This is a genomic window from Nocardioides nitrophenolicus, assembly GCF_016907515.1.
Lineage (GTDB): Bacteria > Actinomycetota > Actinomycetes > Propionibacteriales > Nocardioidaceae > Nocardioides > Nocardioides nitrophenolicus.
Genome location: NZ_JAFBBY010000001.1, coordinates 2,050,799 through 2,075,447, shown reverse-complemented (window position 1 = coordinate 2,075,447; position 24,649 = coordinate 2,050,799). Strand labels below are relative to the sequence as shown.

Below are 24,649 nucleotides of genomic sequence, written 5' to 3'. Positions count from 1 at the left end.
GCCATGGCTCGCGACCACCTGGCCCTCCGTCCCGGCGACGAGGGGGTCAACGCCTACCGGTGGCTGACCGGGCTCGTCGTACCCCGCCCGATCGCCTGGGTGTCGAGCCTGTCGGCCGCCGGGGTCGGCAACCTGGCGCCGCACTCGTTCTTCACCGTGGCGAGCGCCGAGCCGCCGATCGTGCAGTTCACCTCGGTGGGCGCCAAGGACACGCTCCGGAACGTGCTGGAGACCGGGGAGTTCACGGTCAGCCTGGCCAGCCGCCCGCTGCTCGAGGAGATCAACGCCTCCAGCGCGGCGTACGACGCCGGGGTGGACGAGGCGCGGGCGCTCGACATCGAGATGGCCCCGAGCGTGACCGTCGCCCCGCCGCGGGTCGCGGCGTCGCCGGCGTCCTTGGAGTGCCGGCTGGAGCGGACCGTCCCGGTCGGCGACTCGACCATCGTGCTCGGTGAGGTGGTCGCGCTGACGGTCGACCCGGAGGTGCTGGTCGACGGCCGGCCGGCGCTGGACCGGCTGGCGCCCCTCTCGCGGCTGGGCGGCGACGAGTGGGGACTGCCGCCGGAGGTGGTCAGGGTACGGCGGCCCCGCTGAGCCGAGCGTGGCGGACGTCGTCGAGATTTTCTTCGGCGGAGCTGTCGAATCCGGCTCAGGCCCGCGACGTCAGGATGAGGGGACGACAGGATCCCCGATCACCGACGGCCGAGGAGGCCCCCATGAAGTACATGCTGCTGCTCCGTCACCTGCCCGACGCCGGTCCCGCCGAGGGCACGCCCGAGTTCGACGCCGAGATGGGCAAGTGGGGTGAGGTGATGGGTGAGCTCGCCCAGTCCGGGGCGATGATCGCCGCCCACGGCCTCGACACCGAGGCCACGGCGACCACCGTGCGGGTGCGCGAGGGCGAGGCGCTGATTACCGACGGTCCGTTCGCCGAGACCAAGGAGGCGTTCTTCAGCTACATCATCATCGACGTCGCCGACCTCGATGCCGCTCTGGACTGGGCGAAGCGGATGCCGCACGTGACCTACGGCTCGGTCGAGGTCCGGCCGCTGTCCAGCCACGAGCAGGACGGGTGAGCGACCGCCTCGACGCGGCCGCGGAGATCGAGCGGGCCTACCGCGAGGAGTGGGCTCCACTCCTCGCGGGGCTCGCCGGCCGGCTCGGCGGCGACGTCGGGCTGGCCGAGGAGGCCGCGGCCGACGCGTTCGCCGCCGCGGTGGCGGAGTGGCCGGAGCGCGGCGTACCTGCGCGGCCCGGGGCCTGGCTCACCACGGTCGCCCGACGGCGGGCGATCGACCGGCTGCGCCGCGAGGCGACCCGCTCGGCGGCGCTGGAGCGGTTGGAGACGCTGACCCGGGACGAGGACGCCGGCGAGCCCGAGCCGCCCGACCGCAGCGGCGTGGCCGACGACCGGCTCCGGCTGCTGTTCACCTGCTGCCACCCCGCGCTCGCCGTGGAGGCCCGGGTCGCGCTCACCCTGCGGGTCGTGGGCGGGCTGGAGGTCGCCGAGGTGGCGCGCGGGTTCCTCACCACCGAGACCACGATGTACCAGCGCCTGGTCCGGGCCAAGCGCAAGATCAAGAACGCCCGGATCCCGTACCGGATCCCCGACGCCGCCGAGCTGCCCGAGCGGGTGCACGCCGTGCTCCACGTGCTCCACCTCGTCTACACCGAGGGCCATGTCGCCAGCGCCGGCGCCGACCTGGTCCGGGTCGACCTGTGCCGTGAGGCGATCCGCCTGGCCCGGCTGGTCGTCGAGCTGCTGCCGTACGACGCCGAGGCGCTCGGCCTGCTCGCGCTGCTGCTCCTCACCGACGCCCGCCGTCCGGCCCGCACCGACGCCGCCGGCCGACCGGTCGCCCTCGAGGACCAGGACCGCAGCCGGTGGGACGCCGCCCTCGTCTCCGACGGCACGACGACCCTCGCCCGCGCCCTCGCGCTGCGCTCCCCGGGCCCGTTCCAGGTGCAGGCCGCGATCGCCGCGCTGCACGCCGAGGCGCCCCACGCCGACGCCACCGACTGGCCCCAGATCGCCGCCCTCTACGGCGAGCTGGACCGCCTCGCACCGTCTCCCGTCGTCACCATCAACCGGGCCGCCGCGCTCAGCATGGCCGACGGGCCGCACGTCGGTCTCGCGCTGCTGGCGCCGCTCGAGGGTGACGACCGCCTGGACCGCTACCAGCCCTGGCACGCCACCCGCGCCGAGCTGCTCGCCCGGGCGGGTGACGTCGAGGGCGCCGCGGCGGCGTACCGGCGGGCGATCGAGCTGAGTGGCAACGAGGCGGAGCGGGCGGCGTTGGAGGAGCGGAGTCGGCGGATGCTGCGCGGCTGAGGGGTGAGCTCGCACCCGGCATCCGGGTCGTGGATCCGGCCGGGACGCGACCCGACTGCCGGGTACGACGGGTCCCGGGCGGCCAAGTCGCGGAGCGGGACGGGTCAGCCCAGCTCGAGCACCAGGTCCCCGCCGTCGACCGCGTTGGTGCCACGGATCGCCAGCCGTCGCACCACGCCCGCGACCGGCGCGGTGATCGACGCCTCCATCTTCATCGCCTCGATGGTGGCCACGGTGTCGCCGGCGGCGACCTCGTCCCCCTCGGCGACGGTGACCGTGACGACGCCCTGGAACGGGGCGGCGACGTGGCCGGGCTGGGCGGGGTCGGCCTTCTCGGCGGCGGCGACCTCCGCGGAGACGGAGCGATCGCGCACCGAGATCGGGCGGATCTGGCCGTTGAGGCGGGCCAGGACGGTGCGGTAGCCCCGCTCGTCGGGCTCGCTGATCGCCTCGAGCTCGACCAGGACCCGCTTGCCCTCGTCGATGTCGACGGCGTGCTCGGTCTCGGGCTGGAGGCCGTACAGGAACTCCGCCGTCGGTACGACGGACAGGTCGCCCCAGCGGGCCCGCGCCTCGGCGTACTCCCGGGTCGGGCCGGGGAAGAGCAGCTCGTTGAGGGTGCCGCGCCGGTCGGAGACCAGCCCCGCCTCCGCCTCGGCCGACAGCTCGGAGGCCGGCGGGGTCCAGGGGCGGCCCTCGATGGCGCGGGAGCGGAAGGGCTCGGGCCAGCCGCCCGGCGGGTCGCCGAGCTCGCCGTGGAGGAAGCCGATCACCGACGCCGGGATGTCGTACGACGACGGGTCGGCCGCGAACGCCACCGGGTCGGCTCCCGCGGCGACGAGCGCCAGGGCCAGGTCGCCGATCACCTTGGAGGAGGGGGTCACCTTGGGCACGCGGCCGAGGATGTCGTTGGCGGCGGCGTACATGTCCTCGACCTGCTCGAACTTCTCGCCGAGCCCGAGGGCGATCGCCTGCTGGCGCAGGTTGGAGAGCTGGCCGCCGGGGATCTCGTGGCGGTAGACCCGGCCGGTCGGGGCCGGGAGCCCGGACTCGAAGGGCGCGTACAGGCGGCGGACCGCCTCCCAGTAGGGCTCCAGCGCGTTGACGGCCGCCAGCGAGAGGCCCGTCGAGCGCTCGGAGTGGTCGGTGGCGGCGACCAGCGACGAGAGCGGGGGCTGGGAGGTGGTGCCGGCCATCGAGGCGGTGGCGGCGTCGACGGCGTCCACGCCCGCGGCGATCGCCGCGGTGAGGGTGGCGAGCTGGCCGCCGGCGGTGTCGTGGGTGTGCAGGTGCACCGGCAGGTCGAAGCGCTCGCGCAGCGCGGTCACCAAGGTGGTGGCGGCGGGCGCGCGCAGCAGCCCGGCCATGTCCTTGATCGCCAGCACGTGCGCGCCGGCGTCGACGATCCGCTCGGCCAGCCGCAGGTAGTAGTCGAGGGTGTAGAGGTCCTCGGCCGGCGAGGACAGGTCGCCGGTGTAGCAGAGAGCGACCTCGGCGACCGCGGTCCCGGTGGCACGGACCGCCTCGATCGCGGGCCGCATCTGCTCGACGTCGTTGAGCGCGTCGAAGATCCGGAACACGTCGATGCCGGTGGCGGCGGCCTCCTCGACGAAGGCGTCGGTGACCGCGGTGGGGTACGGCGTGTAGCCGACCGTGTTGCGCCCGCGCAGCAGCATCTGCAGGCAGATGTTCGGCACCGCCGCGCGCAGCTTGGCCAGCCGGTCCCACGGGTCCTCGGAGAGGAAGCGCAGCGCGACGTCGTACGTCGCTCCGCCCCAGCACTCCAGCGACCACAGCTCGGGCGTCATCCGCGCGACGTGCCCGGCCACGCCGACCAGGTCGTGGGTGCGCACCCGCGTCGCGAGCAGCGACTGGTGGGCGTCGCGGAAGGTGGTGTCGGTGACGGCCACACCCGTCCGGTGGCGCAGCTCGGCGGCGAACGCCGCGGGCCCGACGGCGAGCAGCCGCTGCCGCGACCCGTCGGGCACACCCGCCGCGAGGTCGAGGGCCGTCAGCTTGGCGACCGGCGCCACGGAGACGGGGATCGCGCCGTGCGGCTGGTTCACGGTCACGTCGGCGAGATAGGTGAGCAGCCGGGTGCCGCGGTCGCCCGAGGCGCGCGCGGTCAGCAGCTGCGGGTGCGTCTCGATGAAGCTGGTCGTGACGGTGCCCGTCGACGCGGCGGCGAAGTCGGCGTCGTCGAGCAGTGCCTGCAGGAACGGGATGTTCGTGGCCACGCCGCGGATCCGGAACTCCGCCACCGCGCGTCGGGCTCGCGCGACGGCGTCCTCGAAGGTGCGGCCGCGACAGGTCAGCTTGGCCAGCATCGAGTCGAAGTGGGGGCTGACCTCGGCGCCGGTGAAGGTGGTGCCGCCGTCGATCCGGACGCCCGCCCCACCCGGGGAGCGGTACGCCGTGATGGTGCCGGTGTCGGGCCGGAAGCCGTTGGCGGGGTCCTCGGTCGTGATCCGGCACTGCAGCGCCGCGCCCCGCAGCCGCACGGAGTCCTGCGACAGGCCGAGGTCGGCCAGGGTCTCGCCGGAGGCGATCCGCAGCTGGGCCTGGACCAGGTCGACGTCGGTGACCTCCTCGGTCACCGTGTGCTCGACCTGGATCCGCGGGTTCATCTCGATGAAGACGTAGTTGCCGGCCGGGTCGAGGAGGAACTCCACCGTGCCGGCGCAGGAGTAGCCGATCTCGCGGGCGAAGCGCACCGCGTCGGCGCACATCCGCTCCCGCAGCGCGGGGTCCAGTCCGGGTGCCGGGGCGATCTCGACGACCTTCTGGTGCCGGCGCTGCACCGAGCAGTCCCGCTCGAAGAGGTGGATCACCTCGCCGGCGCCGTCGGCGAGGATCTGCACCTCGATGTGCCGCGGGTCGACCACGGCCTGCTCGATGAAGACCGTCGGGTCGCCGAAGGCACCCTCCGCCTCGCGCATGCAGGTCTCGATCGCCTCACGCAGCTGGGCCCGGTCGTCGACGCGGCGCATGCCGCGCCCGCCCCCGCCCGCGACCGCCTTGACGAACAGTGGCGCCGGGATCGCCTCGGCCGCCGCGACCAGCGCGTCGACGTCCGTGGACGGGGCCACCGACGACAGCGTCGGTACGCCGGCCGCCTTGGCCGCCGCGATCGCCCGCGCCTTGTTGCCGGTCAGGGTCAGCACCTCGGCCGAGGGACCGACGAAGGTGATCCCGGCCGCCGTACACGCCTCGGCCAGTGCCGGGTTCTCCGACAGGAAGCCGTAGCCCGGGTAGATGGCGTCGGCGCCGCAGGCCACCGCGGCCGCGACGATCGCCTCGGGATCGAGGTAGGAGCGCACCGGGTGGCCGCGCTCGCCGATCTCGTAGGCCTCGTCGGCCTTCAGCCGGTGCTCGGAGCCCCGGTCCTCGTGAGGGAAGACGGCGACCGTCGCCGCTCCCAGCTCGTACGCCGCACGGAACGCACGGATCGCGATCTCGCCACGGTTGGCGACCAGGACCTTCGAGAACATCGGGACTCCTGCGGGATCTAGAGCGAGAGACGGCGTACGTCGGCGGCCAGGTGGGCGAGGTGCGCGGTGAACCGGGCGGCCAGCGCACCGTCGATCACCCGGTGGTCGTAGGACAGGCACAGCGGGAGCATCAGCCGGGGGACGAAGGTCTCGCCGTCCCAGACCGGTGCCAGCTTCGAGCGTACGACGCCCAGGATCGCGACCTCGGGCGCGTTGACGATCGGGGTGAACGCGGTGCCGCCGATGCCGCCGAGGCTGCTGATCGTGAAGGTGGCGCCCTGCATGTCGCTCGCCGTCAGCTTGCCCTCGCGGGCCCGGGCGGAGAGCTCGGCGAGCTCGCGGCTGATCTCGAGGATCCCCTTGCGGTCGACATCGCGCACGACCGGGACGACCAGGCCGTCGGGGGTGTCGACGGCGACGCCGACGTGGACGTAGTCCTTGAGCACCAGCTCGTCGCCCGACAGCGAGCTGTTGACCTCGGGGAACTTCCGCAGCGTCGCGGCCGCGGCCTTCAGCAGGAAGCTGAGCAGGGTCACCCGGTAGCCCTCGGCCTTCGCCGCCTCGTCGAGCTCGCGGCGGTAGGCGTCGAGGTCGGTGATGTCGGCCTCGTCGGAGTGGGTGACGTGGGGGACGTTGAGCCAGGACCGCTGCAGGTGCGGGCCGGAGATCCTCTTGATCCGCGACAGGGACACCCGCCGGACCGGGCCGAACTTCGAGAAGTCGACCTCCGGGACGGGCGGGATCCCCGCGCCCGCGGGCGTCGCGGCCGCGGCGGGCGCCACGCTGCGGTCGTAGTGGGAGAGCAGGTCCTGCTTGGTGACCCGGCCCTTGGAGCCGCTGCCGGTCACCGTGGTGAGGTCGACGTCGAGCTCGCGGGCGAGGCGTCGTACCAGCGGCGTGGCCCGCAGGCCGCCGTCCTCGGAGCCGGCCGTCGCCGGCTCCGCTACCGCTGCCTCGGCCGGCTGCTCGACGACGGGCGCCGGCGCCTCCTCGGCCTGCTCGGCGGGCGCGTCCGCGGCGGCCGTCTCCGCGACCGCGATCACCGTGCCCTGGCTCACCGTGTCACCGACCTGCACCGAGACCGACACGATGGTGCCGTCGACGGGCGAGGGCACCTCCATGGTGGCCTTGTCGGTCTCGAGCGTGATCAGCGGATCCTCCGCCCGTACGACGCTGCCGGGGGCGACGAGCACCTCGATGACGGGTACGTCGGAGAAGTCGCCGATGTCCGGAACCTGAATGTCCATGCTTGCTGTCCTCACGCGTGGGCCGGGTCGGCCCGGTCGGGGTCGATGCCGTACTTCTCGATCGCCTCGGCCACGACGTCGGGGGTGACGACGCCCTGGTCGGCGAGGCGGCGCAGCGCGGTGACGGCGATGAAGTGCCGGTCCACCTCGAAGTGCCGGCGCAGGTTGCGGCGGTAGTCGGAGCGGCCGAAGCCGTCGGTGCCGAGCGCGGTGTAGCTGCCGGGCACGAACCCGCGGATCTGGTCGGCGTAGGCCTTCATGTAGTCGGTGGCCGCGACCACGGTCCCGCTCCGGCCGGCGAGGCACTCGGCGACGTACGACGTGCGCGCCTCCTCCAGCGGGTGCAGGGTGTTCCACCGCTCGACCGCGAGCCCGTCGCGGCGCAGCTCGGTGAAGCTCGGCACGCTCCACACGTCGGCCTTGACCTTGAAGTCCTTCGCGAGCAGCTCGGCCGCGGCGAGCACCTCGCGCAGGATGGTGCCCGAGCCGAGCAGGTCGACCTTGGCGGCGCCGCGGCCCTTGCCGGGCTGCAGCAGGTACATCCCCTTGAGGATCCCGTCGGTGACGCCCTCGGGCATCGGCGGGTGCTCGTAGTTCTCGTTCATCAGGGTGAGGTAGTAGAAGACGTCCTCCTGCTCGGCGTACATCCGGCGCAGACCGTCGGCGACGATGACCGCCAGCTCGTAGGCGTAGGTCGGGTCGTAGGCGACGCAGTTGGGGATGGTCGCGGCCTGCAGGTGGCTGTGGCCGTCCTCGTGCTGGAGGCCCTCGCCGTTGAGCGTGGTGCGGCCGGCGGTGCCGCCGAGCAGGAAGCCGCGGGCGCGCATGTCGCCGGCCGCCCACGCGAGGTCGCCGATCCGCTGGAAGCCGAACATCGAGTAGTAGATGTAGAACGGGATCATCGGGGTGTCGCTGCTGGAGTACGACGTCGCGGCGGCGATCCACGACGACATCGCGCCGGCCTCGTTGATGCCCTCCTGGAGGATCTGCCCGCTGGCGTCCTCCTTGTAGAACATCAGCTGGTCGGCGTCCTCGGGCGTGTAGAGCTGGCCGCTCTGCGAGAAGATCCCGACCTGCCGGAACAGGCCCTCCATGCCGAAGGTGCGCGCCTCGTCCGGCACGATCGGCACCACGCGGTTGCCGATCTCCTTGTCGCGCAGCAGCTTCGTCAGGATCTGGACGAAGGCCATCGTCGTGGAGATCGCCCGCCCGTTGGAGCCCCCGGTCTGGCCGAAGGCCTCGACCCCGGGGACCGCGAGCGGGGCCGACGTACGACGGCGCTCGGGCAGGTAGCCGCCGAGCTCGCGGCGCCGGGCGTGCAGGTAGGCGTGCTCCTCCGAGCCCTCCGGGAAGGAGAGGTAGGGCAGGTCGAGGAGCTGCTCGTCGGCGATCGGGATGGCGAACCGGTCGCGGAAGGCGCGCAGCGCGGGCTCGGCGACCTTCTTGGCCTGGTGGCTGATGTTCATCGCCTCGCCGGCGGCGCCGAGGCCGTAGCCCTTCACCGTCTTGGCCAGGATCACCGTCGGGGTGCCGGTGTGGGCGTTCGCGGCCGCGTAGGCGGCGTACACCTTCTGCGGGTCGTGGCCGCCGCGGGTGAGCCGCCAGATCTCGTCGTCGCTCCAGCCGGCCACCATCTGCGCCAGCTCGGGGTCGACGCCGAAGAAGTGCTCGCGGACGTAGGCGCCGTCCTTGGACTTGAAGGTCTGGTACTCGCCGTCGACGCACTCCATCATCCGCCGCTTGAGCGCGCCGGTGGTGTCCTTGGCGAGCAGCTCGTCCCAGCCGGAGCCCCAGATCACCTTGACGACATTCCAACCGGCGCCGCGGAAGACGCCCTCGAGCTCCTGGATGATCTTGCCGTTGCCGCGCACCGGGCCGTCGAGGCGCTGGAGGTTGCAGTTGACGACGAACACCAGGTTGTCGAGCTTCTCGCGGGCGGCCATCGAGATCGCGCCGAGCGACTCGGGCTCGTCGGTCTCGCCGTCGCCGAGGAAGGCCCACACCTTGCGGCCGGCGGTGTCGGCGAGGCCGCGCGCGTGGAGGTACTTGAGGAAGCGCGCCTGGTAGATCGCCATCAGCGGGCCCAGGCCCATCGAGACGGTCGGGAACTGCCAGAAGTCGGGCATCAGCCAGGGGTGCGGGTACGACGACAGGCCGTTGCCGCCCGTCTCCTGGCGGAAGCTGTCGAGCTGGGCCTCGGTGAGCCGGCCCTCGAGGAAGGCGCGGGCGTAGATGCCGGGGGAGAGGTGGCCCTGGACGTAGACCAGGTCGCCGCCGTGCTTCTCGGTCGGGGCGTGCCAGAAGTGCTGGAAGCCCACGTCGTAGAGGGTCGCCGCGGACTGGAAGCTGGCGAGGTGACCGCCGAGCTCGGTGGAGTCCTTGTTGGCGCGCAGCACCATCGCGAGCGCGTTCCAGCGGATCGCGGAGCGGATCCGGTGCTCGACCGCGCGATCCCCCGGGTGGGTGGGCTCCTCGTCGGCCGGGACGGTGTTGACGTACGGCGTGGTCGCCACGAACGGCACGCGGGAGCCGAGGCGCTGGGCCTCCGCGAGCACCTGGTCGAGCAGGTACTTGGTGCGCGCCTCGCCCTCGAACTCCAGGACGGCCGCGAGCGCGTCGCGCCACTCCTGGGTCTCGGCAGGATCGATGTCGGTCAACGGAGGTCCTCGGGTCGGTGGTGATCGGCGTCACCATCCTCCGATCCCGAGTGGAATGCGTCCAATGCCTAGTTTTTCTTGGATCTATGCGTCAGAAACATGGATCTTGCGACTGGTGCGGAGCACGTGCTCCCGGAAGTGCGCGGACGCCGGCGGCAGCGTCCGGTCGCGGACCCAGGCCAGCCCGATCTCACGGGAGGCGCGCACGTCGGTGACCCGGATCGAGGGCGCGGCCGGGGCCGCCCCGCCGCGCGGCTCCGGCAGGAGGGCGACGCCGAGCCCCGCCGAGACCAGGCCGCGCAGGGTCTCGACCTCCTCGCCCTCGAACCCGATCCGCGGCGTGAAGCCGACCTCCGCGCACAGGTCCTCGGTGACCGCGCGCAGGCTGAAGCCCGGCTTGAGCACGATGAACTGCTCGTCGGCGACGTCCGCGAGGCGCGCGGTACGGCGCCGCGCCAGCCGGTGGTCGGGCGGCACGACGAGCCGCAGCGGCTCCAGGAACAGCCGCCGGCCGTCGAGCTGCGCCAGCTGGGGCCGGTCGCCGGTGATCGCCAGGTCGACCGCACCCCCGAGCAGGTCGTCGACCAGTCCCGCGTCGCCGTGCTGGCGCAGGTCGAAGCGCACCTGCGGTCGCTGGGCGCGGAACTCGCGGATCAGCTCGGGCACCAGCCAGGTGCCGAGGGTGTGCAGGAAGGCGACCGGCACGAAGCCCCCGTCGGGGGCGGTGATGTCCCGCACCGAGCGCACCCCGCGCTCGTAGGACTCGACGGTCTCCCGGGCGTGGCGTGCCAGCTCCCGCCCGGCCGGGGTGAGGACCAGCCCGCGCCCCACCCGCTGGAACAGCGGTGTGCCGACCTCCCGCTCGAGCCGGGCCAGCGCCCGCGAGACCGCCGGCTGGGTGCGGTGCACCTGCTCGGCGGTCTCGGTCACGGTGCTGCCCTCGGCCACGGCCAGGAATGCGCGGATGGTGTCCAGCTCCATGGACCCATGCTCTCAGTGCATGGGTGGCGGGGGTGCCGGAATCACCGCTTCAGCGGTGATTCCTGCGCTTCCTGACCAATGCAACGGCCAAGAAGCGCCAGTTTGCGTCAGGAAGTCGCCACGAAACCTCACCTGTCGGCCACCAGGTCGTCGAGGACCGCCGCCCTCAGCTCGTCCAGCCGGTCGCCCACCCCCGCGGCCCGGTCGGCCAGGTCCGCACCGGCGGCCGCCCGGTCGGCGGCGGTCAGGTCGAGCAGGTCGAGGACGTCGTAGGGATCCCAGCGGTCGTAGGCGATGCACTGGAACCGGGCGCCGGCCCGGGTGCGCCGCTGCGAGATCCCGACCAGCTTGCGTCCGTCGACCAGCACCTCGCCGGGGCCGAGCGCCGCGAAGCACACCAGCCGGCCCCACGGCGTCTGCTCCAGTCCGCCGCGGTAGAGCTCCGAGGCGATGCCCAGGGTCGCGAGCGCCCGCTGCCACGCCTCCCCGAGCCAGTACGTCGACTCCCGCACGTCGTCGCTCCAGTGCTCGTCGTGCCGCGGCACGACCACGTCGAGCCACACCGAGCGGGCCGGGTCGACGTGGACGGCCCCGCCGCCGCTGCGTCGCCGTACGACGTCCACCCCGGCCGCGGCCGTCGCCGCCGCGGACGCGGTGGTGTGGTCCTGGGCGCTGCCGAGGACCAGGGCGGAGCCGGAGGGGCGGAAGGACCAGACCTCCGCCTCGGCGAGGTCGTCGGGGATCACCCGGGCGTGGAAGTCCGCGATCGAGCCGGTGACGTGGCGCAGCTGCACGAGCGAAGTCTGCCGCACCCGACGGTCTGTAACGCCAAGGAGCGAACTCGTGACACTGCGTACCTGGCATCCGGGCTTCCGGTGGGCCAGGGTGGGCGGATGAGCGCCACCGTCCCGGGGACCGTCTTCTCGCGTACGCCGGTCGACCGCGCCGCGGTCGACCACGCGCTCGCCGGCGTGCGCGACGCCTGCTTCTGGATCGACGACCTGCCCGAGCGGGCGGCCCACCCGACCCTGCGGCGCGCCCTCGACACCGACCTGCTGGTCGTCGGCGGCGGCTACACCGGCCTGTGGACGGCGGTCCTCGCCAAGCAGCGCGAGCCCGACCGTCGGGTCGTGCTGCTGGAGGCGGCGCAGCTCGGCTGGGCCGCGTCGGGGCGCAACGGCGGGTTCTGCGCGGCCAGCATCACCCACGGCGAGGAGAACGGCCGCTCCCGCTGGCCCGACGAGTACGACGAGCTGGAGCGGCTCGGGATCGCCAACCTGGACGCGATCGAGGCGACGGTGCGGGCGCACGCCCTCGACTGCGACTACGAGCGCACCGGCGAGCTGGACGTGGCGCTCGAGCCGCACCAGGTCGCTGACCTGCGGGCGAGCGGCGCCGCGGTGATCGAGGCCGACGAGCTGCGGAAGCTGGTCGACAGCCCGACCTACCTCGCCGGCGTGCTCGACCCCGACGTGGCGCTGGTGCACCCGGCCAAGCTCGCCCACGAGTTGGGCCGGCTCGCCGCCGAGCTCGGGGTCGAGATCTTCGAGCGCACCCGCGCCACGGGCGTCGAGGGCGGCGGGCGACACGGGCCGGTCCGCGTCACCACCGAGACCGGGGTGGTCACCGCCCGGCGGGTGGCGCTGGCGACCAATGTGTTCCCGAGCCTGCTCGCGCGCTACCGGATGCACACCGTCCCGGTCTACGACTACGCGCTGATGACCGAGCCGCTCACCGCCGACCAGCTCGCCGCGGTCGGCTGGGAGGGCCGCCAGGGCGTCGGCGACCTCGCCAACCAGTTCCACTACTACCGGCTCAGCCGCGACAACCGGATCCTGTGGGGCGGCTACGACGCGGTCTACCACTACGGGCGGCGGGTCCGGCCGGCGTACGAGCGACGACCGGAGACCTACCGCCGGCTCGCGGAGCACTTCCTCACCACCTTCCCGCAGCTCGCGGGGCTGCGGTTCAGCCACCAGTGGGCGGGCGCGATCGACACCTCGACCCGGTTCTGCGCCTTCCACGGACTGGCACTCAACGGCCGGGTCGCCCACACCGCCGGCTTCACCGGACTCGGGGTGGCAGCGTCGCGGTTCGCGGCCGAGGTGATGCTCGACCGGCTCGCGGGCCTCGACACCGAGCGCACCCGGCTCGCCATGGTGCGCCGGCTGCCGCTGCCCTTCCCGCCGGAGCCGATCGCCTCGATCGGCATCCAGACCACCCGCTGGGCGCTCGACCGGGCCGACCAGCGAGGCGGTCACCGCAATGCCTGGCTGCGCACGCTCGACGCTCTCGGACTGGGGTTCGACTCATGACTGCTCCCGACCGCTCCGCCGACCGCTCCGCCGGCCGTCTCGTCGACGCCGCGGGCATCGTCGTCCCCCACGAACCGGCCGACGACGTCGTGTCCGGTACGCCGACCGTGGGCGTCGTCGAGCTCGGCGGCTTCCGCGACGTCGAGCTCGGCGTCTGGGAGATCACGCCGGGTGTGGTGCGCGACGTCGAGGTCGACGAGGTGTTCGTCGTCCTGGAGGGCGAGGGCTCGGTCCGCTTCGACGACGGCGACGTGATCGACCTGGCCCCCGGCTCGCTGGTGCGGCTGCGCGCCGGGGAGCGCACCGAGTGGACGATCCGGACCCGGCTGCGGAAGGTCTACCTCGCGTAGGTCGGCGCCGGAGCGTCCTTCAGCGCCGGGTCCAGCTCGACGCCGCGGGCGATGAGCTCGCGCGCCTCCGCCTCGTGGCCCAGGTGGCGCAGCGCGTAGCCGAGCCGCAGGTGGGTCGGCGCGTCGTCGGGCTTGACGGCGAGCACCCGCCGGTACAGGTCGACCGCCGTGCCGAGGTCGGCGCTCTCGGTGAGGATCGCGAGGTTGTAGAGCGCCGGCGCGAGCTCGGGGTCGGTGCTCAGCGCCCGGTCGTACTCGTCGAGTGCCGTGGCGATGTCGTCGTCCTGCTGGGCGAGGTAGCCGAGGTTGTAGTGCGCCCACGCGTTCGACGGATCCACGTCGAGCGCCGAGGCGAAGGTGTCCCGTGCGGAGTCGACGTCCCCGGCGGCGATCTGCTCCAGCCCCGTGTTCACCAGCCGGTCGGCGCTCGAGAGCGTAGGGGTGGCCTTCGCCGCGGGGCGGTCGGGGCCGTCGTCCTGGCCGCCGCCACAGCCGCCGAGGACGAGGACGGCCGCGAGCGCGATGCCGCCGAGCAGGCCGGCACGGCGCGGCGGGCGGGAGGGGAGTGCTGGCACGGGGGCGGCCTTTCGTCGAACGAGGTCGGGACCCGGTCCCGATCGGCCGGCAAGTCCGGGTCCTGAGAAAACGTCACCAGATCTCTCAGGTCCGGGTCGTCGCCGCCGATCCGGGCCCACAGTGCCGGTGTCCCGCCGGCGGATCTCTCCCCCCAGGGCCCTCGCTCCCGGGTCCGTGCCCCCGAGGAACTCTCCATGTCGATGAACAAGAAGTGGCGTCAGGCCGGGCTGTACTCGGTCTCGGTCATGGCCACCACCGCGGCCACCCTGTTCCCGCACGTGCCCGCGTCCGCGGCCGCGGACCAGGCGGCCAAGGCGCGGCGCCAGGTGGTCGGCTGCTACGACACCCAGACCGGCGCGCTGCGCCTGATCCTGAAGAACGGTCGCTGGCTGGTCGACGGCGAGCAGCGCAAGTGCGGACCGGGTGAGCGGCTGATCCGCTGGAAGGTCGGCAAGGTCGTCAAGGTCAAGGGTGCCGAGGCCGGTACGCCGGGTGCCAAGGGCGCCACCGGCGCCACCGGTGCCCCGGGCGCCCCGGGTGCCCAGGGCGCGACCGGCGCGGCCGGTACTCCCGGAGCCGACGGCGCGACCGGCGCGACGGGTGCCACCGGAGTGGCCGGAGCCGACGGCGCGACCGGCGCGACCGGCGCGACCGGTGCGACCGGCGCCACCGGCGCGACGGGCATCACCGGAGCCATCGGCGTGACCGGCCCGACCGGTCCGACGGGTGCCACGGGTGCGACCGGCGCGGACGGCACGGACGGCGTCGACGGCGCGACCGGAGCGCTGGGTGCGACCGGCGCCACCGGCCCCACGGGCCCGACCGGACCCACCGGTGCGACCGGTCCGGCCGGCGCCGACGGCGCGACGGGTGCGACCGGTGCGACCGGCGCCGCGGGCGCGGGCGTCGCCCCGGTGTACGGCTCGTTCCAGAACAACAGCGGATCGGTCGTCGCCGTCGTGCTCGGCGGCACGACGATCCCGCTGGCCACGTCCGGCGCGACGTCGGGCGTCACCGCGAGCGGCGCGGACACCGACTTCACGGTCGACACCGCCGGCGTCTACCAGGTCTCCTTCCAGGTGCAGGCCACGGCGGGCCTGCTGATGGGCGTGAGGGTGACGGTCAACGGCACCCCGAGCGGGCTGCTCGACGACAACGCGGTGGCCGCGGTGGCCGGCTGGTCCGGCACGGCGACCATCCCCCTCGCCGCCGGTGACGTGCTCAGCCTCGAGGCCTACGGTCTGCTGGGGGCGCTGACGCTGAACGGCAGTGCCGGCGCGAGCCTGTCGATCGTCCGGGTCGGCTAGCGTGCGCGAGGGGGCGGTGCCCAATCGGCGCCGCCCCCTCGTCCCACCCCTCGTCCCTCGCGACCCCGACAAGGAGATCCGCGCGTGCCCGGCATCGGCCTGATGATGATCGTCAAGGACGAGGCGCACGTGATCCGGCGCTGCCTCGACAGCGTCCGTCCGTACGTCGACTGGTGGGTCGTCGCCGACACCGGCTCCACCGACGGCACCCAGGACCTGGTGCGCGAGGCCATGGCCGGGATCCCCGGCGAGCTGGTCGAGCGGCCGTGGGTCGACTTCGGGCACAACCGGCAGGAGGTTCTCGACCTCGCCCGGGCCAGCGCCCATCGGGGGCCCGGCGACCACGCGCTGTGGATCGACGCCGACGAGCAGCTCCAGGACCTGCCCGACGCCCGGCCCGAGCTCACCGCCTCGGGCTACCACCTCCAGGTCAGCTACGGCGGCACGACCTACGCCCGGCTGTGCCTGGTCCGGCTCGACGACCCGTGGCGCTGGGTCGGGCCGATCCACGAGTATCTCGACCTGCCCGGCGCGAGCCTGGGCTCGCTGCCCGCGCCCACCGTCCTGGTCAACCACGACGGCGCCCGCGCGGGCGATCCCGACACCTACCGCAAGGACGCCGCGCTCATCGAGCGGGCGCTGCGCGAGGATCCGGAGAACCCGCGCCTGCAGTTCTACCTCGCCCAGTCCTGGCGCGACGCCGGCGAGCTCGAGCGGGCGCTCGCGGCGTACGGCGTCCGGATCGACAACCCGGCCGGCTGGGACCAGGAGCGCTGGCAGGCCCGCTTCCAGTCGGCCAAACTGCGCGAGCGGCTCGGCGAGCCGGTCACCGCCGTGATCGACGCCCACCTGGCGGCGTACCAGCACTGTCCCTGGCGGGCCGAGCCGCTCGTCGAGGCGGCCCGGCTGGAGCGCTCGCGCGAGCGCTACGAGGTCGCCCTCCTCTACGCCCGCACCGCCGCCACCCTCCCGATGCCCGGCGGTGAGGCGCTCTTCGTCGACACCGCGACCTATGCCTGGCGGGCCTGGGACGAGGTCGCCGTGAGCGCCTACTGGACGGGCCGCTACGACGAGGGCCTGGCCGCCGCCCGCCGCGCCGTCGCCGCGGGTCCCGACGACCCGCGGCTGCGGGCCAACGTGGAGTGGTGCGAGCGGGGCCTGGCCGGCTGAGGCTGGTCTGGGATTCATCACGGGATGTAGATGAGTGGCCACTTCTGTAGTGGAACTCCGCTACAGAAGCGGCCACTCGCCTACATCCCGTGGTGAATCCCCAGCCCCGACAGCCGCCGGCCCACCCCCGGGGAATCCGGTGGCACGCCGCGGCGTTGCTGCCTATCGTGATCCGCATGTTCGCCCGCACCACCGCGCTCCCGGCAGTCCTGCCGGTCGCAGCGCGGGCCGGCGCGCGACGCTGACCCTCCTCCCGCCCCAGCGGGACCGAAGGAGGAGGGTCGGTCCCACCCGGTCCCGGGCGCGAGCGGCCTGGCACGCCCTCGCCCACGTCGTACGCCGACGAACCACCAGCAAGGAAGCAGACTCACCATGGCCAAGGGCCAGTTCGTGCGGACCAAGCCGCACCTCAACATCGGGACGATGGGTCACGTCGACCACGGCAAGACCACGCTGACCGCGGCGATCACCAAGGTGCTCGCCGACGCCGACCCGACCCAGAACACCTTCGTCGCCTTCGACGGGATCGACCGCGCTCCCGAGGAGGTCCAGCGGGGGATCACGATCAACATCGCGCACGTGGAGTACGAGACGGCGACCCGCCACTACGCCCACGTCGACATGCCGGGGCACGCCGACTACGTCAAGAACATGATCACCGGCGCCGCCCAGGTGGACGCCGCGATCCTGGTCGTGTCCGCGCAGGACGGGGCGATGCCGCAGACCCGCGAGCACGTGCTGCTCGCTCGGCGGGTCGGCGTGCCCTATCTCGTGGTGGCGCTCAACAAGGCCGACGCCGTCGAGGACGACGAGCTGCTCGACCTGGTCGAGCTCGAGCTGCGCGAGCTGCTCGGCGAGTACGGCTTCCCCGGCGACGAGGTGCCCGTGGTGCGGGTCTCCGCGCTCCGGGCGCTGGAGGGCGACCCGCGGTGGACGGCCTCGGTCGTCGAGCTGCTCCAGGCGGTCGACGACTACGTCCCGGTCCCCGAGCGCGAGCTCGGGGAGCCGTTCCTGATGCCGATCGAGAACGTGCTGACCATCAGTGGGCGCGGCACGGTCGTCACCGGCGCGGTCGAGCGCGGCTCGCTGCGCGCGGGGGAGGCGGTCGAGGTGGTTGGGCTCGGCCCGACGCTCGCGAGCGTCGCGACCGGGCTGGAGACGTTCGGCAAGACCCTCGACGAGGTCCAGGCCGGCGACAACGCGGCCGTCCTGTTGCGCGGTGTCCGCCGCGACGAGGTACGCCGCGGCCAGGTGCTGGTGGCGCCCGGCTCGGTCACGCCCCACGCCCGGTTCCGCGCGAACCTGCACGCCCTGAGCACGGCCGAGGGCGGCCGGCACACGCCGTTCGCGGCCGACTACCGCCCGCAGTTCTACTTCCGCACGACCGACGTGTCGGGCGGGATGGACCTCGGCGAGGTGGCCGTGGTGGCGCCGGGCGACACCGTCGAGGTGGTCGTCGAGCTCGGCAAGCCGGTCGCGATGGAGGTCGGCCTCGGGTTCGCCGTTCGCGAGGGCGGCCGGACCGTCGCGGCGGGCACCGTCGTGGCGCTGCTCGACTGAGCGGGCGGGCCCGAGACCGTCTGGGGCACGGACGGGTGACGGTCGTCACCAGCGAGGCGGGTAGCCTCCGTCCGTGCCTCAGATCGTCGTCCTGACCGGTGCCGGCATCTCCGCCGAGAGCGGGGTGCCGACCTTCCGCGACGCCGACGGCCTCTGGGAGGGCCATCGGGTCGAGGACGTCGCCACGCCCGAGGGCTTCGAGCGCGACCGCGCGCTGGTGCAGCGCTTCTACGACGAGCGCCGGGCCGCGCTGGCCACGGTCGAGCCGAACCCGGCCCACCGGGCGCTCGCCGAGCTCGAGGAGACCCTCGGCACCGGCCTGCTCGTCGTCACCCAGAACATCGACGACCTCCACGAGCGGGCCGGGTCGCGCAACGTGATCCACATGCACGGCGAGCTGCTCAAGGCACAGTGCCGCGCCTGCGGTCGCACCTTCCCGTGGTCCGGCACCCTCGCCGACGAGCCGGCCTGTCCGGGCTGCGGCGCCCACGAGCTGCGTCCCGACGTGGTCTGGTTCGGCGAGGTGCCCTACGAGATGGACCGGATCGCCGACGCGCTCTCCGAGGCGAGCACCTTCGTCTCGATCGGCACCTCCGGCGCGGTCTACCCCGCCGCCGGCTTCGTCCAGCACGCCCGCCGCCACGGCGCGCGCACCCTCGAGCTCAACCTCGATCCCAGCGAGGGCAGTCACTTCTTCCACGAGTCCCGGCAGGGCCGGGCCGGCGACCTGGTGCCGCTGTGGGCGCGTGAGGTGCTCTGGACCTGAGCGCCCCGGCGCATCCCCAGTCCCCTCCCAGTGCCCGCACCCATGCTCGCCGCATGAGCAGGCACACCGAGCCCACCACCCACCCCACCGTCCTCCTGCCCGGCCAGGCCGCCTCGCCGCCCGGGCCGTGCGACCTGAGCGGCATGTACCTCATGCATCACGCCTTCCGGCGCGACCTGCGCGACCTGCTCGCGGCCGCCGAGCGCACGCCGCTCGAGGACCGCACGGCCTGGGGCGAGATCGGCCTGCGCTGGGAGCGCTTCGCCCACCACCTCCACGAGCACCACGCGGTCGAGGACCGGGTGCTGTGGCCGCTGCTGCTCGAACGCGTCAGCGCGGCGGCGGACGCCGAGGGCCGGGCCGTGCTGAGTGCGATGGAGGCCGAGCACGCGCTCATCGACCCACTGCTGGATCGCTGCGCCGACCTGGTCGGCCGGCTGGTCGCCGGCCCCGACGAGGCCGCCCTCGCCGAGCTCCCGGGCGTCCTCGCCGAGACCCGGCAGGTCCTCGACGACCACCTCGGCCACGAGGAGCGCGATGCCGTGGTGCTGGTCCAGCGCCACGTCGGCGGCGGGGAGTGGGCGGACCTGGAGCGCCGCGAGTTCCGTGGCCGCCCGAGTCTCGGCGAGCTGCGCTTCCAGCTGCCGTGGATGGTGCACGAGGTGCCGGACGAGGTCGTCACCGGGCTGGTCAGGGCGGCCGGTCCCGGCTTCGCGCTGATCCTCCGGGTGTCGCGCGGGCGCTTCCTGCGCCACCAGCGCGCGGCCTTCAAGTACGTCGCCTGACCGGGCCCGGCGCCGTCGGGTCAGTCGCCGGGTCAGTCGCCGGGTCAGTCGGCCGCGGGCAGCCGGAGCTCCAGCCGGGTGCCGGTTCCGGTGCTCGGCGCGGTCACCTCGAGGATCCCGCCGAGCTCCTCGGCCCGCTCGCGCATCGAGCGCAGGCCGACGCCCTCGGCGGCGCCGGGGACGATCCCGACGCCGTTGTCGGACACGATGAACAGCGTCCCGCCGTCGGCCCGGCGGCGCAGCACGATGTCGCAGCGGCCGGCGGCGGCGTGGCGCTGCACGTTGAGCAGCGCCTCGCTCGCGAGCTGGTAGATCGCGACCTGCACCGAGGGCGCCAGGTCGACGTCGGCGGCCACGCTGACCCGGACCTCCAGGTCCGCTCCGCTGAACCGCTCCGCGAGCGAGGCGAGCGCGGAGGCGAGGTCGCCGTCGTCCAGCGCGAGCGGCACCAGCGACCGGCTCAGCCGGCGTACCTCCTCGCCCTGCTGGGCCAGCTCGCGCTCCAGGGTGTCGAGCATCTCCTCGGCCGCCCGGGGGTCGCGCTGCTGCAGGCCCCGCGCCGCGAGCAGTCCGAGCCGGATGCCGGCGAGGGCCGGCCCGAGTCCGTCGTGCAGGTCGCGGCGCAGGGTTCTGCGCTCCTCGTGCCGGATCTCGGTCAGCCGTCGGCGGGCCGCGGTCAGGGCGTCGACCGACTGGGTGAGGTCGATGGTGATGCCGACCAGGCCGGCGACCTCCGTCAGCGTCCGGGTGGTGCGCTGGTCCAGCCGCTCGCCCGGGCGGGGCGTGGCGACGAGCAGCCCGATCCGCCGACCGCGGCTGCGCAGCGGGATGGTCACGTCGCCGTCGCGCACCACCGGCTCCCGCGGTGGCGTGCCCGGCTGCTCCGCGACGATGTGCACCTCGGCCAGGCGCAGGCTGCGGGTGAGCGCCGTCGCGAGCCCGTCGACGTCGTACTCCCCGCGCCGCTCGGCGCTCGACAGCAGCCGGGCGGGATCGGCGCCGGCGCCGTACACGAGCTCGTCGACCCGGCGCTGCACCAGTCGGCGCAGGGGAGCCGAGCCGAGGCCGACCACCCCGACGGCGAGGGCGAGGCCGAGCTCGGACTCGTGCGGCAGCAGCCAGGTGGTGAGGCCGACGAGCAGCAGGTACGACAGCGCGATCGCGACGGTGGTGACCGCCCACACGACGGCCCGGTTGACCCGCGCGTCCACGCCCCAGAGCTGTTGGCCGAGGACCAGCACCAGCAGTGCGGCGGGCAGGAAGAGCTGCGCGAGCAGCAGCAGCGTCCCGCTGATCTCGGTGGCGGTCGGCACCCAGGCCGCCGGCACCGGCAGCGCGAACGCCGCGAGGGCGACCACCATCGCGGCGTGGCCCGCGAGCAGCCAGGTGAGTCCGCGTCGTCGGGGCCCGGTCGTGCGGCGGACCAGGACCGCCAGCCAGACCCACTCGGCGGCGCCGAGCAGGGCCACCGCGCGGGTCGGCCACCAGCCGAGGTCCCCCCGCAGGGACTGCCACCAGGCCACGTCGACCCCGAACGGGTTGGGCGGCAGGCCCGGGGCGGTCGCGGTCAGGTTGGGCAGCGTGGTCGCCGCGATCAGCACCACCGCCAGGGCCAGCACCGGCCAGCGCCGCCGCGTGCCCGGTACGACGAGGAGCGGGATCACGATGACGGTGGCGTACACCCCGGGCGGCCAGGCCCAGTACTGCGCGTAGAACGCCAGGCCCTGTCCGGGCGGGTTCCCGCCCACCGCCAGGTAGGCCGTCGCCAGGGCGGCGGCACCCGTGCCGAGCGAGGTGAGCACCAGGATCCAGACCACCGGATGCCGCGAGCGCGGCAGCATCATCACCACGACGATGCCGTAGACCACGGCGGTCACCACGTCCATCACCCAGCTGGCGACCTCCGCGGGCTGCATCGCGGTCGTGACGAGGGTGATCACCGCGGCCAGCGCCATCGACCAGGCCAGCCCGGCGACCAACCAGGCCGCGACCGTCCACGCCCCGGCGCTCCGGTACGCCGGGGCGGCCGGTCGGCGTACGGTCGCGGCCAGGCTCACCGCGGGTCCACCGGCGCGGCCAGCCGCGAGCGGGCGGCATGGGCGACGGCGGCGCCGATGATCAGCTCGCCCCGGGCCACGCCGCGGATCGCGCGCAGCACGTCGCCGGCCTCGGCCGACTTCAGCAGGTAGCCCGCCGCCCCGGCCTGCAGCGCACCGGTCACGTAGTCGTCGTCCTCGTGCATCGTCATCACCAGCACCTTGAGGTCGGGGTGGGTGGCGAGCAGGGCGCGGGTCAGCTCGATCCCGGAGTCGCCGGCCAGGTCCAGGTCCATCAGCACCACGTCCACCCCGCGCGCCACCAGCTCGTGGGCGCCCGGGGGATCGCCGGCCGCGCCGACCAGCTCCAGGCCGTCGAGCGAGCCGAGCAGGCCGGTCATGCCCATCCGGAACACCGGGTGGTCGTCCACGACGGCGACCCGCAGCGCGGCGGTGGGGCCGTCGCCGGCGGTGTCGCCGACGCCTTCCCGGGGGTCCGCGGTGCCGGCAGGGGCGGCCGGGGCGGCCGGTGTGCGCAGCGGATCCAGGACCCGCTGCCACAGCCAGGGATCGGGCCCGGCCGACGGGGTGGCCGGCGCCGCCGTGGGCTGCCAGGTCACCGACGGGTCCTGGCGCAGGATCGCGGTCTGCAGCTCACGGACCGGCGCGCTCGGCTCGACGCCGAGCTCCTCGTCGAGCACGGCGTGCAGTCGTTGGAGGGCCGCCAGCGCGTCGGCCTGCCGACCGGAGCGGGCCAGCGCGACCGCCCACAGCGTCCACCACCGCTCGTGCAGCGGGTGGGCGCGCGTCATCGCCTCCAGCGCCGAGGCGATCTCGTCGTGGCGGCCGAGCGCGAGGTGCGCCACCACCCGCAGCTCCTCGGCGGTGGCCCGGTGGTCCTCGAGGCGGGCCCGCTCGGCCCGGGTGTCCGGGTCGTCGTCGAGGTCGGCGTACGGGACGCCGCGCCAGGCGGCGAGCGCGAGGTCGACGGCGGCGAGGGCGTGCTCGATCGGCTCCCGTGCGGCCGAGGGCGCGCTGGGCCGCAGCGGGTCGGGGACGACGGCCAGCAGCTCCCGGGCCTGCGCGACGGTGTCGGCGAGCACCGCGTCGTCGCGGTGCGGGCGGTCGATGCGCAGCGCATACCCGCTGTGCTCGGTGATCAGCACCCGGGCCGGCTGCCGGGGGCCTCGGTCGGGCTCCAGGGCCCGTCGCAGGTGGCCGACATAGCTCTGCAGGGTGCCCTGCACGCTGGCCGGCGGGTGGTCGCCCCAGACCCGGGCGATCAGCCCGGGCACGGACAGCACCCGGCCCTGCTCGAGGGCGAGCGCGGCGACGATCGCGCGCTGTCGGGGCGTCCCGAGGTCGATCTCGACGCCGTCCCGGCGCACCCGGACCGGCCCCAGGACGTCGATCTGCACGCCCGTCATCGTAGGCGCGCGACTGGGAGCCGACTGGGGCTTTGCCAGGACCGGTCCGATCGCCCGGGAGCCCAGTGCGCTCCCAGCAGTGGCCCGCAGGCTGCCCGGCGAGAGTCCACGAACGAAATGGAGTACCCATGTCATCCCCCCGACCCCGGCCGCTGGGGGTGGGGGCCGCGCTGCTGGCAGTGCTGGCCCTCCTCCTCACCCTGGCCCCGGCCCACGCCCTCGACGACGACGATCCCAACGACCCCAACCCGGACGGTCCCGCGCTGAAGTTCGTGTCGCTGTCGATGGGCGCCTCGCCGGCGTACGGCAAGAACCAGTCGCTCACCTTCCGGACGAACTACACCGCCCAGGAGACGCACGCGACGGTCTACTACACGCCGACCAAGGACAGCCCGCTCACCGACGTGCTCGCCACCTCGGACCACGAGGGCGTCATCTCGTGGCCGACCTCGCCGCGGTTCAAGCCCGGCAGCTACAGCGTCACGCTCGAGGTCACCAAGGAGGTCCAGTCCATCCAGTCCTCGCGGCTCACCTTCACCGTCGGCAAGGCGGCGGTGACCTCGACGGCCGCCGTCGACGACCTGCGGGTCGCTCAGTACCGCCCGGTCGACCTGCGGGTCTCCGTCAGCAGCACCGCTCCCGACGCGCCGCTCCGCGGCGCCTACACGCTGCTCGCGCAGCCGGTCGGCGGCGGTCCCGACGTGGTCATCAGCGAGGGCGGCTACGACGGCGCCGGCCCGCACACCTACGCCCTGCAGCAGTTCGCCGCGACCCACCCCGGCCGCTGGGAGCTGTACTTCCTCACCTCGGAGACCGACCTGCTGGCCTTCAGCAGCACCCGCGTCGCCGCGCTGGAGGTGCTCCCGAGCCGGGTCCCGACCTCACTGGAGCTGCTTCCGGGCAGCGCCACGCACGAGCAGGGCGACAGCAACGCTGCCATCTCCGCCACGCTGAGCTCCGGGTTCGAGGTCGCCGGGCTGGTCGGCCGGGTCCGGCTGCTCGACCGCGGCGTCCCGACCGGCGCCGAGGTCGAGGTCACCGGCCCCGGTACCGTGCGCTTCCCGTTGGGTGACCTCGCCGTCGGCGAGCACAGCCTGAGCCTGGAGTACCTCGGCAACGACGTGTTCGAGGGCTCGGCCTCCGCCGCCCGCACGGTCACCGTGACCAAGCCGGGGCAGGACCCCGGTCCCGGCGAGGACCCCGGTCCGGGCAAGAGTCCCGCGGACCAGGCGGGCAAGGGAACCTTCACCGCCCAGGTCACCGGCACGGTCAAGGTCAAGCGGGCCAAGCGGCTCGCCGTCGTCCGGGCGAGCGTCGTCGCACCGGGCCGCACCACGCCGCTCACCGGCCAGGTCCAGGTCCTCGTCGGCGCGAAGGTGGTCCGCACGCTGCCCGTCGCCGCCGACGGCGTCGTGAAGCTGAAGCTCAAGGGCCTCAAGCCCGGCAAGCGCCGGATCACCGTGCGCTACCTCGGCGCACCGGACGTGCTCGCCGCCGTGGCGAGCTGGAAGGTCAAGATCCCGCGCCGCTGACCGTCCCCCCGGGGTGGCGCCGCTCGGGCGGCGCCACCCCGTCCCCTGTCCCCGTCCCCTGTCCCCGTCCCCTGTCCCCGTCCCCTGTCTCCCCCGCCGTCTCCACTGCTTCCCGTC

The 24,649-nt window shown here is 74.0% G+C and carries 19 protein-coding genes; 11 read left to right on the top strand and 8 right to left on the bottom strand.

The genetic code is table 11. The features are described from left to right. Positions 1 to 3: 3 nt before the first annotated feature. The 3 genes from JOD66_RS10140 (at position 4) to JOD66_RS10130 (ending at position 2,332) form a co-directional block, all read left to right on the top strand. Positions 4 to 594, top strand: a complete 591-nt coding sequence (locus JOD66_RS10140) for a flavin reductase family protein (protein ID WP_204836751.1) — start codon at positions 4 to 6, stop codon at positions 592 to 594. Positions 595 to 716: 122 nt separating this feature from the next. Beyond that, on the top strand, positions 717 to 1,076 hold the full coding sequence (locus tag JOD66_RS10135; RefSeq protein WP_204836750.1) for a YciI family protein: 360 nt from the start codon (positions 717 to 719) through the stop codon (positions 1,074 to 1,076). Next, the gene (locus tag JOD66_RS10130; protein ID WP_204836749.1) at positions 1,073 to 2,332 is read left to right on the top strand and encodes an RNA polymerase sigma factor; all 1,260 of its coding nucleotides are present in this window, start codon (positions 1,073 to 1,075) and stop codon (positions 2,330 to 2,332) included. Before JOD66_RS10135 ends, JOD66_RS10130 begins: the two co-directional genes overlap by 4 nt. Before the next feature lie 104 nt (positions 2,333 to 2,436). Here JOD66_RS10130 and JOD66_RS10125 read toward each other — a convergent pair whose 3' ends face one another. The 5 genes from JOD66_RS10125 to JOD66_RS10105 form a co-directional block, all read right to left on the bottom strand. Beyond that, complete coding sequence (locus JOD66_RS10125) at positions 2,437 to 5,823, bottom strand: pyruvate carboxylase (RefSeq protein WP_204836748.1); 3,387 nt, start codon at positions 5,821 to 5,823, stop codon at positions 2,437 to 2,439. A 17-nt stretch (positions 5,824 to 5,840) separates the two neighbouring features. Further along, complete coding sequence (locus tag JOD66_RS10120) at positions 5,841 to 7,070, bottom strand: 2-oxo acid dehydrogenase subunit E2 (RefSeq protein WP_204836747.1); 1,230 nt, start codon at positions 7,068 to 7,070, stop codon at positions 5,841 to 5,843. Positions 7,071 to 7,081: 11 nt separating this feature from the next. Next, a complete protein-coding gene (gene aceE / locus JOD66_RS10115; protein WP_204836746.1) occupies positions 7,082 to 9,727 on the bottom strand; it encodes a pyruvate dehydrogenase (acetyl-transferring), homodimeric type in 2,646 nt (881 codons plus the stop codon). Between the two features lie 84 nt (positions 9,728 to 9,811). Further along, positions 9,812 to 10,708: a LysR family transcriptional regulator gene (locus JOD66_RS10110; protein ID WP_204836745.1), complete on the bottom strand. Its 897-nt coding sequence runs from the start codon at positions 10,706 to 10,708 to the stop codon at positions 9,812 to 9,814. Between the two features lie 128 nt (positions 10,709 to 10,836). After that, on the bottom strand, positions 10,837 to 11,502 hold the full coding sequence (locus tag JOD66_RS10105; protein WP_204836744.1) for a lipoyl protein ligase domain-containing protein: 666 nt from the start codon (positions 11,500 to 11,502) through the stop codon (positions 10,837 to 10,839). 99 nt (positions 11,503 to 11,601) lie between these two features. On the opposite strand from JOD66_RS10105, the gene JOD66_RS10100 reads away from it, so the two are divergent. Both JOD66_RS10100 and JOD66_RS10095 read left to right on the top strand, forming a co-directional pair. Then, entirely contained in the window at positions 11,602 to 13,023 is a 1,422-nt protein-coding gene (locus JOD66_RS10100; RefSeq protein WP_204836743.1) for an NAD(P)/FAD-dependent oxidoreductase, read from the top strand. Next, positions 13,020 to 13,373, top strand: coding sequence for a cupin domain-containing protein (locus JOD66_RS10095; protein ID WP_204836742.1), 354 nt, complete (start codon positions 13,020 to 13,022; stop codon positions 13,371 to 13,373). The genes JOD66_RS10100 and JOD66_RS10095 overlap by 4 nt, the downstream gene beginning before the upstream one ends. On the opposite strand, the gene JOD66_RS10090 is transcribed toward JOD66_RS10095, so the two are convergent. After that, complete coding sequence (locus JOD66_RS10090) at positions 13,361 to 13,948, bottom strand: tetratricopeptide repeat protein (protein ID WP_204836741.1); 588 nt, start codon at positions 13,946 to 13,948, stop codon at positions 13,361 to 13,363. The genes JOD66_RS10095 and JOD66_RS10090 overlap by 13 nt on opposite strands. Before the next feature lie 195 nt (positions 13,949 to 14,143). Between JOD66_RS10090 and JOD66_RS10085 the strand changes: the two genes are divergently transcribed. The 5 genes from JOD66_RS10085 (at position 14,144) to JOD66_RS10065 (ending at position 19,537) form a co-directional block, all read left to right on the top strand. After that, positions 14,144 to 15,256: a BclA C-terminal domain-containing protein gene (locus tag JOD66_RS10085; protein ID WP_204836740.1), complete on the top strand. Its 1,113-nt coding sequence runs from the start codon at positions 14,144 to 14,146 to the stop codon at positions 15,254 to 15,256. An 84-nt stretch (positions 15,257 to 15,340) separates the two neighbouring features. Continuing rightward, the gene (locus tag JOD66_RS10080; protein ID WP_204836739.1) at positions 15,341 to 16,426 is read left to right on the top strand and encodes a tetratricopeptide repeat-containing glycosyltransferase; all 1,086 of its coding nucleotides are present in this window, start codon (positions 15,341 to 15,343) and stop codon (positions 16,424 to 16,426) included. 372 nt (positions 16,427 to 16,798) lie between these two features. Further along, positions 16,799 to 17,986: an elongation factor Tu gene (gene tuf / locus JOD66_RS10075; RefSeq protein ID WP_204836738.1), complete on the top strand. Its 1,188-nt coding sequence runs from the start codon at positions 16,799 to 16,801 to the stop codon at positions 17,984 to 17,986. 73 nt (positions 17,987 to 18,059) lie between these two features. Beyond that, entirely contained in the window at positions 18,060 to 18,752 is a 693-nt protein-coding gene (locus tag JOD66_RS10070; RefSeq protein WP_204836737.1) for an NAD-dependent deacylase, read from the top strand. Positions 18,753 to 18,805: 53 nt separating this feature from the next. After that, entirely contained in the window at positions 18,806 to 19,537 is a 732-nt protein-coding gene (locus JOD66_RS10065; protein WP_204836736.1) for a hemerythrin domain-containing protein, read from the top strand. A gap of 44 nt (positions 19,538 to 19,581) precedes the next feature. Here JOD66_RS10065 and JOD66_RS10060 read toward each other — a convergent pair whose 3' ends face one another. After that, positions 19,582 to 21,594: a sensor histidine kinase gene (locus tag JOD66_RS10060; RefSeq protein ID WP_204836735.1), complete on the bottom strand. Its 2,013-nt coding sequence runs from the start codon at positions 21,592 to 21,594 to the stop codon at positions 19,582 to 19,584. After that, positions 21,591 to 22,991 carry a BTAD domain-containing putative transcriptional regulator gene (locus tag JOD66_RS10055; RefSeq protein WP_204836734.1) on the bottom strand — a complete coding sequence of 467 codons (1,401 nt, stop codon included), beginning with the start codon at positions 22,989 to 22,991 and terminating at the stop codon, positions 21,591 to 21,593. Before JOD66_RS10055 ends, JOD66_RS10060 begins: the two co-directional genes overlap by 4 nt. Before the next feature lie 137 nt (positions 22,992 to 23,128). On the opposite strand from JOD66_RS10055, the gene JOD66_RS10050 reads away from it, so the two are divergent. After that, positions 23,129 to 24,532 (top strand): Ig-like domain-containing protein, encoded by a 1,404-nt coding sequence (locus tag JOD66_RS10050; protein WP_204836733.1) that lies wholly within the window; start codon positions 23,129 to 23,131, stop codon positions 24,530 to 24,532. Positions 24,533 to 24,649: the final 117 nt, after the last annotated feature.

Coding starts and splice junctions, on each gene's coding strand:
- JOD66_RS10140 (WP_204836751.1), top strand. CDS start 4: ATGGCTCGCGACCACCTGGCCCTCCGTCCCGGCGACGAGGGGGTCAAC.
- JOD66_RS10135 (WP_204836750.1), top strand. CDS start 717: ATGAAGTACATGCTGCTGCTCCGTCACCTGCCCGACGCCGGTCCCGCC.
- JOD66_RS10125 (WP_204836748.1), bottom strand. CDS start 5,823: ATGTTCTCGAAGGTCCTGGTCGCCAACCGTGGCGAGATCGCGATCCGT.
- JOD66_RS10120 (WP_204836747.1), bottom strand. CDS start 7,070: ATGGACATTCAGGTTCCGGACATCGGCGACTTCTCCGACGTACCCGTC.
- JOD66_RS10110 (WP_204836745.1), bottom strand. CDS start 10,708: ATGGAGCTGGACACCATCCGCGCATTCCTGGCCGTGGCCGAGGGCAGC.
- JOD66_RS10100 (WP_204836743.1), top strand. CDS start 11,602: ATGAGCGCCACCGTCCCGGGGACCGTCTTCTCGCGTACGCCGGTCGAC.
- JOD66_RS10095 (WP_204836742.1), top strand. CDS start 13,020: ATGACTGCTCCCGACCGCTCCGCCGACCGCTCCGCCGGCCGTCTCGTC.
- JOD66_RS10085 (WP_204836740.1), top strand. CDS start 14,144: ATGTCGATGAACAAGAAGTGGCGTCAGGCCGGGCTGTACTCGGTCTCG.
- tuf (WP_204836738.1), top strand. CDS start 16,799: ATGGCCAAGGGCCAGTTCGTGCGGACCAAGCCGCACCTCAACATCGGG.
- JOD66_RS10065 (WP_204836736.1), top strand. CDS start 18,806: ATGAGCAGGCACACCGAGCCCACCACCCACCCCACCGTCCTCCTGCCC.
- JOD66_RS10050 (WP_204836733.1), top strand. CDS start 23,129: ATGTCATCCCCCCGACCCCGGCCGCTGGGGGTGGGGGCCGCGCTGCTG.